Origin of the sequence: Nocardia sp. NPDC056541 (genome assembly GCF_042794235.1) — a bacterium.
GTDB lineage: Bacteria > Actinomycetota > Actinomycetes > Mycobacteriales > Mycobacteriaceae > Nocardia.
Window position 1 is genome coordinate 254745 of record NZ_JBHTUD010000003.1, and the last position, 14169, is coordinate 268913.

General features: G+C 66.1%; 14 protein-coding genes. 3 read left to right on the plus strand and 11 right to left on the minus strand.

The window, feature by feature from the left end; all coding sequences use genetic code 11:
- Positions 1 to 28 precede the first annotated feature (28 nt).
- Positions 29 to 502, plus strand: a complete 474-nt coding sequence (locus ACFQ9R_RS06675) for an SRPBCC family protein (RefSeq protein WP_378989329.1) — start codon at positions 29 to 31, stop codon at positions 500 to 502.
- A gap of 10 nt (positions 503 to 512) precedes the next feature.
- Positions 513 to 1097 (plus strand): ribonuclease H, encoded by a 585-nt coding sequence (locus ACFQ9R_RS06680; protein ID WP_378989330.1) that lies wholly within the window; start codon positions 513 to 515, stop codon positions 1095 to 1097.
- A gap of 91 nt (positions 1098 to 1188) precedes the next feature.
- Here ACFQ9R_RS06680 and ACFQ9R_RS06685 read toward each other — a convergent pair whose 3' ends face one another.
- From ACFQ9R_RS06685 to ACFQ9R_RS06725, 9 genes are all read right to left on the minus strand, one after another.
- Positions 1189 to 1947, minus strand: coding sequence for a hypothetical protein (locus tag ACFQ9R_RS06685; protein WP_378989331.1), 759 nt, complete (start codon positions 1945 to 1947; stop codon positions 1189 to 1191).
- Between the two features lie 129 nt (positions 1948 to 2076).
- Complete coding sequence (locus ACFQ9R_RS06690) at positions 2077 to 3255, minus strand: MlaD family protein (protein WP_378989332.1); 1179 nt, start codon at positions 3253 to 3255, stop codon at positions 2077 to 2079.
- Positions 3252 to 4340 (minus strand): MCE family protein, encoded by a 1089-nt coding sequence (locus ACFQ9R_RS06695; protein ID WP_378989334.1) that lies wholly within the window; start codon positions 4338 to 4340, stop codon positions 3252 to 3254. The genes ACFQ9R_RS06690 and ACFQ9R_RS06695 overlap by 4 nt, the downstream gene beginning before the upstream one ends.
- A gap of 8 nt (positions 4341 to 4348) precedes the next feature.
- Positions 4349 to 5452, minus strand: a complete 1104-nt coding sequence (locus tag ACFQ9R_RS06700) for an MCE family protein (protein WP_378989335.1) — start codon at positions 5450 to 5452, stop codon at positions 4349 to 4351.
- A complete protein-coding gene (locus ACFQ9R_RS06705) occupies positions 5449 to 6444 on the minus strand; it encodes an MCE family protein (RefSeq protein WP_378989337.1) in 996 nt (331 codons plus the stop codon). The genes ACFQ9R_RS06700 and ACFQ9R_RS06705 overlap by 4 nt, the downstream gene beginning before the upstream one ends.
- Positions 6441 to 7466, minus strand: coding sequence for an MCE family protein (locus ACFQ9R_RS06710; RefSeq protein ID WP_378989338.1), 1026 nt, complete (start codon positions 7464 to 7466; stop codon positions 6441 to 6443). Before ACFQ9R_RS06710 ends, ACFQ9R_RS06705 begins: the two co-directional genes overlap by 4 nt.
- On the minus strand, positions 7463 to 8962 hold the full coding sequence (locus ACFQ9R_RS06715) for an MlaD family protein (RefSeq protein WP_378989339.1): 1500 nt from the start codon (positions 8960 to 8962) through the stop codon (positions 7463 to 7465). Before ACFQ9R_RS06715 ends, ACFQ9R_RS06710 begins: the two co-directional genes overlap by 4 nt.
- Positions 8963 to 8969: 7 nt before the next feature.
- Positions 8970 to 9833 (minus strand): MlaE family ABC transporter permease, encoded by an 864-nt coding sequence (locus ACFQ9R_RS06720; RefSeq protein ID WP_378989340.1) that lies wholly within the window; start codon positions 9831 to 9833, stop codon positions 8970 to 8972.
- A 3-nt stretch (positions 9834 to 9836) separates the two neighbouring features.
- Entirely contained in the window at positions 9837 to 10691 is an 855-nt protein-coding gene (locus ACFQ9R_RS06725) for an ABC transporter permease (protein ID WP_266294734.1), read from the minus strand.
- A gap of 488 nt (positions 10692 to 11179) precedes the next feature.
- Here ACFQ9R_RS06725 and ACFQ9R_RS06730 point away from each other — a divergent pair, with 488 nt between their 5' ends.
- Positions 11180 to 11848, plus strand: a complete 669-nt coding sequence (locus ACFQ9R_RS06730; protein WP_378989341.1) for a S1 family peptidase — start codon at positions 11180 to 11182, stop codon at positions 11846 to 11848.
- A 63-nt stretch (positions 11849 to 11911) separates the two neighbouring features.
- Here ACFQ9R_RS06730 and ACFQ9R_RS06735 read toward each other — a convergent pair whose 3' ends face one another.
- Positions 11912 to 13360 carry an MFS transporter gene (locus ACFQ9R_RS06735; protein WP_378989342.1) on the minus strand — a complete coding sequence of 483 codons (1449 nt, stop codon included), beginning with the start codon at positions 13358 to 13360 and terminating at the stop codon, positions 11912 to 11914.
- A 38-nt stretch (positions 13361 to 13398) separates the two neighbouring features.
- A complete protein-coding gene (locus tag ACFQ9R_RS06740) occupies positions 13399 to 14031 on the minus strand; it encodes a hypothetical protein (protein WP_378989343.1) in 633 nt (210 codons plus the stop codon).
- Positions 14032 to 14169 lie beyond the last annotated feature (138 nt).

Consider the following 14169-nt stretch of genomic DNA (forward strand, 5'->3'; position numbering starts at 1 on the left):
GGAAACCCATCCGGAGCAGGGAGGGCCGATGGGCCACATCAGGTTTGCGAGTGACGTCGGCGCACCGGTCGATGCCGCCTTCGCCTACACCGAGGATTTCCGCCACGCGCCGCAGTGGCTGGTCGGCGTCACCGACGTCGCGCCGCTGGGCGAACCGGATCAGGGCTTGGGCGCCGCGTTCGCGGTGAAAGTCCGGTTGTTCGGAGTGATCCCGCTGCGTTCATCGGTGGAGATCACCGAATATCGGCGCAATGCCGTCATCGGGTATACCCTGCGTGGGCGGGTATACGGAACCGTTACCCTGCGATTCGATCCACTCGGCTACGAACGGTCGGTGCTGACCTCCGAAGCCGACTATCCACCACCACGCGGCATGTTCGGCCGCCTGTGCCACGGCCTCGTCGACGCGGCCGCGAAATCGGCACTGCGCCGAACGGAATCGCGGTTGCGAAGGGAGATAGAGGCATTCCACGGTACCGATCTTGTCGGCCGCATCGCCTAGGGTGGCGGTCATGATCATCGTGAGCACCGACGGGTCCTGCCTGCGCAATCCCGGTGGTGCCATCGGCTGGGCATGGGTGAATCATTCCGGGCCCGCCGACAGTGGTGGCGCGGCCAGCGGCACCAACCAGATCGCCGAACTGCGCGGGGTACTGGAAGCCATCCTCGCCCACCCCGGCGCCGAACCGATGCTCATCGAGAGCGACTCCCAGTACGCCATCAAGTGCGCCTCGGAATGGATCACCAGCTGGCGACGCAACGGCTGGCGCACCTCCACCGGCGGCGCGGTGAAGAACGTCGAGATCATCAAGCAGATCGACCGGGCCATCACCGGCCGCGAAGGACCGGTGCGGTTCCGCTGGGTGCGCGGCCACGTGGGCAACTACTTCAACGAACAAGCCGACAAACTGGCGGGCGAAGCGGCACGAGCTGTCCGCGAGAACCCGGCTCTCGGCCGCGAGTCGGCCCCGGTCGCGCCGGAACCGGCAAGGATTCGGCGCCGGGAACCCGCGGCGCCTGTCCCCACGAACTCGGTCTCCACAGGGAAGTCGGTCGCAGCTGAAGTGCCGGTAGCAGGGACTCTGACCCTGTTCTAGGTGCGGTGCGACCGGAGTGGGACCGCACAGCGAAACGCCGCGGGCGATGAATCTGCCCGCGGCGTTTCGATTGGCTCGGTTTCCTGTGCGCTCAGTTCCCGGGTGTCGGGACAGGCGCGGGAGCCGGAGACGGAACGGCCTGACCGGGCGCTGTACCACCGGCGGCCTCGCCGCCGCCGTTCTTGAGCAACGGCGAGTCCAGCTTGCTGACCAGCCACTTGTCGCCCGAGTGCTCGAGGCTCATCTCGATCGCGAACATCATCCGGTCGGGCTGGGTCTGGGTGAAGTTGGTGCGGTACTGGGTCATGGTGACCATGGCCTTGACATCGTCGGTGCTGCCCGAGATGTAGGCGCACTGCACGTCTTCACCGGTCGACTTGACCTGGGCCTGCACCATGGCGCCCTTGAGCGCATCGCTGGCGTCGCTGAACTCCTTGAGGTAGTCGCCGGTGGCGCCCGCCTTCATCGACGCGATGTAGCCGTCGAGATCCTTGGAGTAGTCGTAGTTGGCCAGGATGGCGCCGTAATCACAGGCGGCCTTGGTGGACTCGGCGATCGCGTCGAGCTTCTCGGCCTTGTTGCTGTTCTGCAGGAAGAACACCACGCCCGCGGTGATCGCGCCGACCGCGACCACACCGGCCACACCTGCGGCGATCCAGCCCTTCGAGCTCGATGCCGCGCTCGGGGCAGCGGCCGGAGCCGGCGCCTCGGTCACGGTCTGTGCCTGCACAGTCGGCTGATCGACCTCGGGAGTCGCCGCCGCACCCTTCACAGTGTCGTCGGCCTTCGCCAGATCGGGCTTGTCTGCTGCGGCAGCATCGGACTTACTCTGGGCATCGTCGCTGGTCATCGAATCAATCCTGCTCTTTCCCGGCGCACATATCGCACCGATTTCCGATCGTGGTCCGTGAGCCGGGCCACACGTTCTTCCCCGCGAGTATGCCCGGTCAAGCTGTGAACAGCCTGGCCGGGCACCATCTCACTTGGCGGGAATGGGTGTCCGCTCGTTCGGGTCGACACCGGGCGGCATCTGCGCGCCGTTGTTGGGCACGTTCGGCCGCGGGGCGTTGGCCGAACCACGGATCTGCAGGTCAGAGGTCGGGTTGGTGCAGTAGTTCCACTTCGGAATGCTGCCGTCCTGTACCTCTTCGTTGCGCCGGTACGCGGTGTCGTAGTTACACGTCGGGCGCGGCCAGATGTCGATGATGGTGTGGAATTCGCCGTCGTGCGCCGGAGCGCTGATCGACCCGAGCCCCAGTGCCAGCGACGGGAACAGCAGCCGCAGCGCGGGCGTACGCAGCTGCGCGGCCTTGGTGATCGCCACGAAGTTGGCCGCCAGCGAACTGATCGGATCGGCGGTCGCGTCGAGCACCGCGCCGAGCGTTTCGAACTGCGCAGGCGCGTTGTCGAGCACGCTCTGCAGCTCGGCGTTGGCGTTGTTGAACTGCGTGAGCAACGCACCCGAATTCTGGGTGAGCGTCTGCAGATCGGGCTGGGCGTGCGAGGTGGTCTCGGCGATCACCCGCAGGTTGGCGATGAGGTTCACCGTCTGCGGAAGCAGGTTGTCCAGACCCGCGACCACCAGGCTGACGCCGTTGATCAGGCCGCGCAGCTGATCGGGACCGGCACCGAGCGCGATGTCGAGCTCGTCGAGGATCACGTCGAACTGCTTCGGATTCACCTGAGCGATCAGCGCGCTGGTGTCGTCGAGCACAGCCCACACCGGAACCGGCGTCTGGATCTGCTCCGGGTTGTACTTGATCACCGCGCCGTCCCGGAGGAACGGACCGACATCGCTCTTCGGACGGAAGTCGATGTACTGCTCGCCCGCGGCCGAGAGCGCCGCCACCTGGATCATGGTGTCGACCGGGATCTTGAAATCCTTGTCGATCCGGGTCTTGGCGGCGATCGCCTCGCCGTCGTTGATCAGCTCGATCGAGGTGACCTTGCCGATCCGGAACCCGCGCATGGTCACGTCGTTGCCCGGCTGCAGACCGCCGGAGCGATCCAGGTTCACGGTGACGTCGTACTCGGACCGCAGCGGGTTGACCCGCATCACGTTGACCAGCAGGTACGACCCACCGAGCAACAGCACGACTACGAGCGCGCTGTTCGCCAGCAAGATCTTGCTGCTCGCGAACTTCTTCAGCCTGCTCATCGGTGGCCTCCCACTCGGCCCTGAACGATCTGCAGCACCTGGATGAAGCTGCCGACGAAATCGTTCACATCTTTCAAGTCCCAGAGCTTGCTGTTCGCCGGGTCGGTCAACAGGCCCACATCGAGGTTGGTCAGCGTCGCGTACGGCGCCAGGCTCTTGCCCTTGAACGTCTGATTGGCGCCGGGTCGGATCGCGTGCAACTGATCCATCACATACCCGAAGTCGCTGCCGGTCGCGGCCAGCGCGTTCATCAGGTTGTCGAGATTGGTGAGCAGCTCGGACAGCTGGTCACCGGTGGTGTTGGAGTAGTCGCCGATGGCGGCGGTGGCCGTGGCGAGCTTGCTGAGCAGGTCGCCGATCGCCCGGTTGTTCTCGGCGATCGCGCCGATGGCCTGGGGCAGTGTGTCGGCCACCTGGCCGAGCTGACCCTTGTTGGCCTCGATGGTGTTGGCGAGGGTGTTGAACTCCGTCAGCACCGAGTCGACCTTGGTGCTGTTGGCGTTCAGTTCGCCGATGACACCGGTCATCTCGTAGATCAGATGGCCGAGTTCGGTGCCGTGCCCGTTGAGAATCGAGCCGAGTTCGGTGCCGAGCCGGCTCAGGCTGGCGACACCGCCGCCGTTGAACAGCATCGACACCGAGACCAGCAGCTCTTCCACCGTGGCGCCGGCCGAGGTGGCTTCCAGGGTGAACGTGTCGCCCGCGGCCATATCGGGCGCGCCCGCCGCGTTCTTCGGGCTGCTCAGCGCGATGAAGACGTCACCGAGGGGAGTGGCCTGGCGCAACTCCGCCGTACTGCCCTTCGGCAGCTTGAAATCGGTGTTGATCTCCATGTCGATCAGAGCTTCGAAGTTCTTGGTCGTGATCGCCGACACGACGCCGACATCGGAACCACCGACCTTCACCTTGGCCTGATCGGGCAGGTTCAGCGCGTTCTCGAACTTCGCGTGCAGGGTGTAGGTGTCGCCGCCGGTGCCCGGTTTGGGCAGCGGCAGGTCCTCTACAGTGAAGCCACAGCCGGTCGTGATCGTGACCGTGGCCAGTGCGGCCGCGGAGAGCAGCGCGCGGCGGGCCTTCATCGTCATTCGTCGGTTCATTTCGTCAGTCCGAGCAGTGCGGCGGTGAGCCCGTAGTCGGGGCCGAAGTCCTGGACGTTCCCGGTGGTGCGGCAACCATCGGGCCGCATCTGGATCCGCTCACAGAACGCGCTGACGATCTCGCCCGAGAGGGCGGTGCCGATCAGCGCCTGCAGGCGGACGAAGCCCTTTTCCTTGTTGATCGCGCCGTCGATGTTCTGCATGAGCAGCGGCACCACGTCGACGATCTCGACCATCGCACCGGAGTTGGCGCGCAATTGGTTGGTGACGGTGGTCAGGCCGGTCAGCGAGGCGGCCAGTTCTTCCTGATGCCCGGCGAAGGTCGTCGAGGTGTTGTTCAGGAACTGGTTGAGCTGGTCGAGGGTGGCCTGCAGACCGGGCGCCTGGTCGGCGAGCAGCCCCGACATGGCGGTCACCCGGTCGCTGAAGTCGCGCACGGACTGATCGTTGTCGGCCAGCATCGTCGTGAGCTCGTTGAGCTTGATGATGATGTTGGCGATGGCGTCCTTGTTGTCGACACCGACCTTCAGCGCACCCGAGAGCGCGTCGAGGGTTTCGCGGATCTTCTGACCGTTGCCGTTGAGCACCGGGTACAGCACCCGGCCCGACAGCGGGCCCAGACCCTCCTGGCCGGGTTCGGGCTTGAGCGAGGCGGCGAACTGGTCGATGGTCTTGATCATCGTGTCCAGCTCGACCGGGGTCCTGGTGCGCGCCTTGGGCAGGTGATCGCCGGACTTCATTGTCTCACCGCCGGTGAACGGCGGGCTCACCTCGATGTGGCGATCGGTGACGATCGAGGGCGAAATGATCGCCGCGATCGCGTCTTTCGGGACCTTGACGCCGGCGTCGATGGTCATGTGGACCTCGACGTAGGTGCCCTTGGGCACGATCTTGTCGACCTTGCCGACCGCGAGACCGAGGACCATGATCTCGTTGCCCTCGTACATGCCGGCGATGTTCTCGAAGTCGGCGGTGATCTTGGTCGAGCGGCCGAGCGCGTCGTCGAACTGGCTCGGCATCAGCGAGCAGCTGCCGAGGGCCAGCGCGGTGGTGGCGATCATCATGGTCCGCGCGATGCGGAGCCTGTTGGTCAGTTTCATCCTTGGCACCCCTGGATCACCTGAACGAAGCACAGCCAGTTGTCCGGGAACAACCACGGCAGTGCGACCGAGCCGTAGTTACCGTTGCCGAGCGCGTTGTTGAAGTAGCGCGCCGTGGGCTGACCGATCTGCAGCAGCTTGTCGAGATTGTCCTTGTTCTTCTGCAGACCCTCGGCCATGGTGTTGAGCTGGCTGATGGTGCCACCGAACTGGTCGCCGTTCTGAGCGCCGATCTCCTCCAGCTGACGGGTCAGCGTGGCGACGTTGTCCAGCAGCTGGCGCAGCAGGCTCTGCCGTTCCATCACCCGGTTGGCGATGGCCTCGCCCTGGGTGATCACGAGCAGGATCGAGTTGCGGTTGTCGGCGAGCAGCTGGGTGACCCGGTTGAGGTCCTTGATCAGACTGTCGACCTCACCCTTGCGCTGGTCGACGACCTTCGCGACCGCACCGACACTGTCGAGCGCCTGGGCGACCAGCTCCGGCGAATCGCCGAGCTGGGAGTTGATGGTGTTGAGCGAGGCGGCGAGCTTCTTGGTGTCGAGCGCCTCGAACTTCGGCGTACCGACCTGCACCACATCGGCGATGTTGTACGGCACGTCGGTGTTGCTGCGCGGGATCGTCTTGTTCTTCAGACCCGATCCGTCGCCGGGCTGCAGGTCGACGTAGCGCGCGCCGAGCAGGGTCGCCATCTTGATCGCGGCGTGCGCGTCGGGACCGAGCTTCAGCGAGCTGTCCACGTCGAGGGTGATCACCACGTGATCGCCCTCGATCTTGGCGCCGGAGACCGTGCCGACCTGCACACCCGAGACAGCGACCTTGTCGCCGGTCTTGATGCCCGCGGCCTGCACGAATTCGGCGTCGATGGACTGTTTTCCGAGCCCGATGAACTGGAAGATGCTCGAACCGACCAGCAGCAGCACGATGCACAGCGCACCGACCACCCCCAGCCAGAAGTTGCGGTTGCCGACGAAGGCTGACTTGATCTTGCTCATCTGCACACCTCGGAATGGCCGGTGCCACCGATCTGGCTGACCAGGCCGCGCGGGAACAGAACCCCGTACAGCGAGATGTCCAGACCACACAGGTAGGCGTTGGCGTGGGTGCCTTCCGATGTCATCCGGCCGAGGTCGGCGAGCATCGAAGGCATGTCGATCGCGACCTGGTCGAGCTTGGCACCGTTGGCCAGCAGCAGATTCAGTGCCGCGGTGGTCGAGTTCTGGGTCGCAGCCAGCTTCGGCTGGATCTTGGTCATCATCCCGACCAGCGCGGTCGTGGAATCGGCGAGGGTGACCGTGGACGCCTGCAGCGACTGACCCTGGTCGTAGAGTCCGCCGATCAATGCCCTGGTCTGGGTAATCAGGGTCTCCAATTCATCCCCTCGCTTCGCCAACCCGGCCATCACACCGGACAGGTTGGTGATCACGTCGGACAGGATCGCGTCGCGACGCTGGAAATCGGTGGCCAGCTGGGCCGCCTGAACGATGAACGCCGACAGCGAGACCCCATCGCCCTGCAGCGCCTGGATCAGGGTCTCCGACATCGCGTTGACCTCGGCGGGCTCGAGCGCCTGGAACAGCGGCTGGAAACCGTTGAGCAGGGCCGAGATGTCGAACGAGGGCTCGGTGCGGTCGAGCGGAATGGTGGAGCCGCTCTTGAGCGGCTCCGGGCTCGGCGTCGCGCCCGGGGTCAGCGCCACGTAGCGCTGACCGATCAGGTTCTGGTACCTGACCAGCGCCTTGGTGTCGTTGAACAGGGTCTGGTCGCTCTGCACGATGAACGACACCTTGGCGTCGTTCTTGCCGTCGAGCTCGATGGCCTCGACCTTGCCGACGCGCACGCCGGCCATCCGGACATCGTCGCCGGGCCGCAGCCCGAGGACGTCGGTGAAGATCGCGGTGTACTTGCGGGTGTCACCGTCGACCGTGCGGGCCAGTGTGTTCCACACGACCACGGTGACGAGCAGTGAGACGAGCGCGAAGATACTGAACCCGATCAGTGGCTTACGGATACTCATGCGCCACCCCCGTTTTCGGACACTTGCAGGGTTCCGCCCTTCAAAATCGGACCGAGCAGCAGATATTCGGACGCGTTCGGCTTGCGACCGAGCAGCTGAGTCATCGCCGCGTCACCGGAGTAGGAGATCGGTGTCGCGGTGGGCACGCTCGCCGGAGCGGGCGCCGCGGCCGGAGCGGCCGCGGGAGCGGGCGCACCGCCCAGCACACCGGGCAGGCCCGGAATCTGGATCGACGGGACGAGACCCTCGAGCGGGGTGCCCTGGAACGGCTTGATCTCGGTGCCGTTGGCTGTGTGCATCGGCGCCACACCGGGACTGGTGAGACCCGGGATGTCGGGCATGCCCGGGATCGACACCAGCGGCGGGAGGCCCGCGGCCGTGTCGAGCCTGCGCGGACGCAGGTTGTCCGGGATCGCCGGCAGCGAGGCTTCGGCCGGTGCGGTGAAGCAGCTCGGTCCGAGCAGGTCGCCGTAGCGCGGGCAGTCGGCGACGGTGTTGGGCTGGTACGGCGTGAAGGTCAGGCCGGCGTTCCACACCATCTGCTTGCCGCTCGGGCCACCGTGGAAGGTGGTGTTGAGCTGGGCCAGCGAGGGACCGAAGACCTGGAAGGTCCTGGTGATCGACGCGGGGTCGGCGGCCAGCGCACCCAGGGTGGCGTTCATGCCGACCGTGACTTCCTTGCCCACATCGGGATTCGACGCGAACAGGTCGTTCACCCGGTCGGTGGTGGCGCTCGCACCGGCCAGCAGCGCGATCAGCTGTTCGCGCTTGGTGGCGATGGTGTTCGCGGTCTGTACCGAGGAGCCGAGCACGTCGAGCAGTTCCGGCGCCGACTGGTTCAGCGCGTGCGCGGAGTCGGAGAAGTTGTCCAGCATGCCGCCCAGGTTCGGGCCCGCGTCGGCGACCGTGGTCAGCCAGTGGTCGAGGCGCTGAATGGTCGAGCCGGGGACCCGGCCGCTGCCGTCGAGTGCCTGGGTGAGCGTGCCGAGCACGCGACCGAACTGCACCGGATCGACCTCGTCGAGGATGTCGCGCACCGTGGTGAGCGTGTCCTGCAGCGCGATGGTGCCCTGGCTGCGGTCCTCGGGGATCTGCGAGCCCTCCTTCAGGTGCTGGCTGTTCGCACCGTTGTAGACCAGCTCCACGGAGGTGACCGCGAACAGGTTGGAGGGCACCACGCGGGCGGTGACGGTGTTGGGGATGCCGTCGGCGAACTCGGGCTTGAGCTCGATGTTCACCTTCTGCTCGGCGTCCTTGCCGATCTCGACGTTCTTCACCACGCCCACGAGCACGCCGCGGAACTTCACGTCGGCGTCCGACGGCAGGCCGTCACCGGTGGTCGACAGGTTCGCGACCACGTTGACCTTGGGAACGAAGTAGCCCTGGTAGCGGGCCGTGAGGAAAGCCAGGATGACGCCGAAGACAATCAGACCGGCCGCGCCGGCCACATACAGCTGCTTCATGGTGGGACCGCGCCCACTCGGATCGATGATCATCGCGCCCTTACCCCGAGATCCTGATGCCGGGGTTGATGCCCCAGATCGCCAACGTCATGACGAGGTCGGCGAACACGACCAGGATGATGCACATCTTGATCGCGCGGCCTGCCGCCACACCGACGCCTTCGGGACCGCCCGAGGCGAAGAAGCCGTAGTAGCACTGGATGAACGTCGTGATCATGACGAAGATGATCGCCTTGAGCAGGGAGTAGAGCACGTCCGTCGGCACCAGGAATTGGAAGAAGTAGTGCGAGTAGGTACCCGACGCCGTACCGCCGATCAATTGCACGGTGACCGAGCAGGCCAGGTAGGCCATGGTCAAACCGAGGGCGTACAGCGGCACGATCGCCATCACCGCGGCCATCATCCGGGTGCTCACCAGGTAGGGCAGCGGGCGAATCGCCACCGACTCGAGCGCGTCGATCTCCTCGGAGATGCGCATGGCGCCCAGCTGTGCGGTGAATCGACAGCCCGCCTGGGCCGCGAAGGCCAGGGCCGCCAGCAGCGGGCCGAGCTCGCGGGTGGTGGCGAAGGCGGAGATCGCGCCCGTGATGGGGCTCAATCCGAGCAGGTTCAGCGAGGTGTGGCCCTGAATGGCCACCGTCATGCCGCCGAAGGCACTGATGATCAAGATGACGCCGATGGTGCCGCCACCGACGACGATGTTGCCGTTACCCCAGGTGACGTCGGAGAGCAGACGCCAGACCTCCTTCGGGTACTGCTTGAAGGCCAGCGGGATGGACCCGACCGAACGCAGGAAGAAGAAGACCTGGTGGCCGAGGCGGGCGAGCAGGTCGCCGGGCGCCTTGCTGGCCTTCTGCAGCGACCGGATCGGTCGCAGTAGCGGAGGTACGTATGTGGATGACATGGCTCAGACCACCTGTGGGGGGAAGACGGCGGCGTAGATCTGGGTGATCGCCACGTTGACACCGAGCAGCATGACGGTGGAGCTGACCACCGCGGAGTTCACCGCGTTGGCGACACCACCGGGACCACCGCGAGCGTTCAGGCCGCAGTCGCAGGCGATGATCGAGGCGATCAGACCGAACAGGACCGACTTCAACAGCGCCACCGCGAGGTCGCGGGTGACCGCGAACGAGGCGAAGGTGCTCATGTAGGAGCCGGGCGTACCGCCCTGGGCGAAGATGTTGAACATGTAGCCGGTGAGGAAGCCGACGAAGACGACGAAGCCGCAGAGCAGGAAGCTGACCAGCATCGCGGCGCCCAGGCGGGGAGCCACCAGGCGGCGCAGCGGGTCGACACCCATGACCTTCATCGCGTCGATCTCTTCACGGATGGTGCGGGAACCGAGGTCGGCGCAGATGGCCGAACCGACGGCACCGGCGATCATCAGCGCGGTGACCAGCGGGGCGCCCTGCTGGATGATGCCGAGCCCGTTGGCCGCACCGATGAACGAGGTGGCACCGACCTGGCCCGCGACCGCGCCGACCTGGATCGAGACGATCACCGCGATCGGGATGGCGACCAGCAGCGTCGGCGCCGCGGCGACACTGGCCATGAACGCGGACTGCCGGACGAACTCGTCGAAAGGAAAACGCCGACGGAAGATCGCGACGATCAACTCCGTGATCGCTTCGATACCCATCGTGATCTGTCGACCGAAGGTTTCCAGCGACTTCTTCGGATGGTCGTCCCAAAGGCCCTTCGTCCAGTCGACAGCCTCGCTGACTCGTGAACGTGTGGGCGGACTCTCGGTCGACTGCACTGCATAACCCCTCTCGACGCCGGGCCCTCAACGCCCCGGCGACTTGTTTGCTTGACGCACCTTACTACGGAGTAGCGCAGAACACATCACCGACATGTGAGCGCTGTCATAGATAGAGGTCACTGTCCGAAACGGCTATGAGACCGGCCATGCCGGACCCTACCGCCCGTAATTCTGGGATTCCAGGGATTACCCGCGAAGTCCTTTTCCAGCATGGTTTCCCAGTACCAGCGGTCGCGGTAAAGGAATATTGCGGAATTTTGTCATTCATAACGAAGTCCTCGTCGAATTATCCGAACACATCACGCGAGAAACACGAACGACGCGCCGCGCCGCGATTGCAATAGGGAATCGCTATGACAACCACTCGGGAAGGCCCGCACGACACGGCGGCAAACGCACCGGTCCGGAGGCGCGCCCGGGACCGAATACAGGCACGATAGACAGACCGTATTGATACTGTGCGAACTTCCGACATCTGGAGGGACATGTTCAGCAAACTCGCCAAGGTGGCCAACACCGCCTTCGCCCTCGCCCTCGGTGCAGCTCTGCTGAGCACCGGTGCGGCCAACGCGCAAGCAGGCCCCCCGGTGATCGGCGGCGGCTCCGGCATCGTGATCGACAACGCGTTCGAGTGCACCGTCACCACGGTGGGACACGACGGCGCGGGCAGGCTGGTCGGACTGACCGCGGGCCACTGCGGCGACGCGGGCGCTCCGGTCAGCGCCGAGGTGGATCGAGGCTACGGCGAGATCGGCCGTTTCGTGTACAGCAACTCCGAACTCGACTACGCGGTCATCGAGTTCACGCCGGGCCGGATCATCCCGGTCAACCGGATCGGCAACGTCACCATCACCGGCGTCGGCGGACCGGCGCAGTTCCCGACGATCGTCTGTAAGGAAGGCCGGACCACCGGCAATACCTGCGGCATCACCTGGGGCGACGTGTTCGCGACCAATACCGAGACCTGGTCGCAGATGTGCGTGGTCGAGGGCGATTCCGGCGCGCCGGTCGTCGTCGGCTCGACACTGGTGGGCATGGTCAACGCCTATCTGGCGCTGGCCTGCTTCGGGCCGGAGGTCGGGACGAACATGAACTCGATCATGGCCGACATCAACGCCCGCGGCGGCGTGGGTTCGGGGTATCACCCGATCTAGTCCCTCGCCCGTACTCCCCGGATGTCGAGCGGGTCGCGTGGTTGTCCACGCGGCCCGCTCTTGCTATGTGGCAAGCGATTTCGGTGCGAGCGCGGGTCCGTCGGCGCCGGCGCAGTGCGGCAGGCAGTCGACGCGTTCGGGCTGCGGAGGCTGACGCGGCACGCGGAGCAGGACCGCCGCGACACCCCCGCCGAGCAGCAGCAGCACCGCGCACCAGCGCATCGCGGTGTCGAAGCCGGCGGCGAAGGCGACCGGGTCGCCGAACGCGCCGGACAACCCGGCCAGCCCTGGCAACGCCGCCACGGCGAGTAGCTGTGCCGTTCGCGCCACGGCGTTGTTCACCCCGGAGGCGATGCCGGCCTCGCCCTCGCGCACCTCGGCGAGCACCGCGCCGGTCAATGGCGCTACCAGCACCGACAGTCCGAGCCCGAAGACGAATACGCCGGGCAGCACATCGGTGAGATAGTCCGCGCCCGGTCCGATCCGCTGCAACGCGAACACCCCGCCCGCGGCCAGCAGCGGACCGAATGTCATCGGAATCCGCGGCCCGTGCTGTTGCGCCCATCGGCCCGCGGGCGCCGAGAGCACCAGCATCAGCAGGGTGACGGGCAGTCCGGCGGCGCCCGACGCCATCGGCGAGTACCCGGCCACCAGCTGCAATTGCAGCACCAGCAGGAAGAAGACGCCGCCGAGCGCGGCGTACACGAGCAACGTCACCAGGTTCGCCACCGTGAACACCCGCGACCGGAACAGCGACGGCGGTACCAGCGGATTCGGGCTGCGCAGTTCCACCAGTACGAAACACGCCAGCGCGGCCAGCCCGACCGCCACCAGCACCACCCGGGAATCGATGAGTCCCAGTGTGAGCGCACCGAGCGCGAGCGCGACGATCACCGCGCCCGGTATGTCGATCCGCGCGGGCGCCTCCGGATCACGGCTCTCCGGGACATATTTGAGCGTGACGACGGCGACCACCAGCGCGAGCGGCACATTGAGCAGGAAGATCGCCCGCCAGCCGACCAGATCGATCAAGCCGCCACCGAGCAGTGGCCCGAACGCACCGGCCACCCCGCCGAGACCGGACCACAGTCCGATCGCACTGCCCTGATCGCCTTTGTCGATCGACGCCGAGATCAGCGCCAGGCTCCCCGGCGTGAGCAACGCGCCCGCCACGCCCTGGAGCAAGCGCGCGGCCACGAGCATCTCGATGTTCACCGCGGCCGCGCACAGCAGCGAGGTGATCGCGAATCCGACGATGCCCCAGACGAAGACGCGCCGACGGCCGAGCCGGTCGCCGAGCGAACCGCCGAGCAGGATGAAGGAGGCCAGAGTGAGCGTGTAACCGTTCACGGTCCACTGCAACCCGGCGACATCGGTGTGCAGCGATTCGCCGATCCGCGGCAGCGCGACGGAGACGACGGTGGCGTCCAGCGACGCCATCGACGAGCCGAGGATGGTGGCGAGCAGAATCCACCGGCCCGTGGCCGAGTTCAGCCGAACCGTCTGTGGCACTACTCCAAACTAGCCGCCACCCACGTCTTTCGTCGGGACTACAGGCTCTCCACGCAGACGACGACGTGGCGCTCGGCGTACTTGAAGCCGGAATCGGCGGCATCGGGGCAGTCGTCGACGCTGTCGGAGTTCTTGTTGATCGTGATGACCTTGACCGGTTCGGTCCCGCCCTCGCCGCACTCGATGCGCTTGGGTTCGTCGCCGCCCACGTCGATGCAGCCGCCGACGACCCAGTCGATGTCGAGGCACAGCGCGCCGGTCTCGATACCGTTGAGCGTCTCGGCGTAGAAGTTGTCGCGGTCGCCGACACAGCCGTTGCTGGTCTTGGCCTTGCCGATGACCTTGTAGTTCGACGAACGGCTACCGCACGCGGCCTTCTCGATGGTCGCGTCGTTGACCGTGCCGCCGAGCGCGACGCAGTCGCCGACGTTGGCCTGGAAGTCGGTCTTGCCGCCCTTGCTCGATGTCGGCGCGGGCTTGCTGGCGGTGGGTTTGCCGGTGGTCGACTTGCCCGGCTTGGTGGTCGGCGTCGCGGTGCTGGTCGCGGGGACGACATCGATCGCCGGCTGAGCGTGGCCGTCGATGGTGCCTCCGCAACCGGTCGAGACGAACGCGGTCACGGTGATGGCGATCGCGCCGACGAGCCGGCCGATTGGCAAATCTGCAAACACCCATTGTGAATACACCACCGGTGCCACCCCCGTCGACTCCAACCGGCGGGTCTGTCCCTGCGATACCCTTGGGATTCCGGTCGCCGTGTGCGGCGCGGGGCCCCCGATCGCGTGTATCAGGAGGTATCCATCGTGTCA

Excerpts from the sequence above, each read along its gene's own strand:
- ACFQ9R_RS06675 (WP_378989329.1), top strand. The coding sequence starts at position 29 with ATGGGCCACATCAGGTTTGCGAGTGACGTCGGCGCACCGGTCGATGCC.
- ACFQ9R_RS06680 (WP_378989330.1), top strand. The coding sequence starts at position 513 with ATGATCATCGTGAGCACCGACGGGTCCTGCCTGCGCAATCCCGGTGGT.
- ACFQ9R_RS06685 (WP_378989331.1), bottom strand. The coding sequence starts at position 1,947 with ATGACCAGCGACGATGCCCAGAGTAAGTCCGATGCTGCCGCAGCAGAC.
- ACFQ9R_RS06690 (WP_378989332.1), bottom strand. The coding sequence starts at position 3,255 with ATGAGCAGGCTGAAGAAGTTCGCGAGCAGCAAGATCTTGCTGGCGAAC.
- ACFQ9R_RS06695 (WP_378989334.1), bottom strand. The coding sequence starts at position 4,340 with ATGACGATGAAGGCCCGCCGCGCGCTGCTCTCCGCGGCCGCACTGGCC.
- ACFQ9R_RS06700 (WP_378989335.1), bottom strand. The coding sequence starts at position 5,452 with ATGAAACTGACCAACAGGCTCCGCATCGCGCGGACCATGATGATCGCC.
- ACFQ9R_RS06705 (WP_378989337.1), bottom strand. The coding sequence starts at position 6,444 with ATGAGCAAGATCAAGTCAGCCTTCGTCGGCAACCGCAACTTCTGGCTG.
- ACFQ9R_RS06710 (WP_378989338.1), bottom strand. The coding sequence starts at position 7,466 with ATGAGTATCCGTAAGCCACTGATCGGGTTCAGTATCTTCGCGCTCGTC.
- ACFQ9R_RS06715 (WP_378989339.1), bottom strand. The coding sequence starts at position 8,962 with ATGATCATCGATCCGAGTGGGCGCGGTCCCACCATGAAGCAGCTGTAT.
- ACFQ9R_RS06720 (WP_378989340.1), bottom strand. The coding sequence starts at position 9,833 with ATGTCATCCACATACGTACCTCCGCTACTGCGACCGATCCGGTCGCTG.
- ACFQ9R_RS06730 (WP_378989341.1), top strand. The coding sequence starts at position 11,180 with ATGTTCAGCAAACTCGCCAAGGTGGCCAACACCGCCTTCGCCCTCGCC.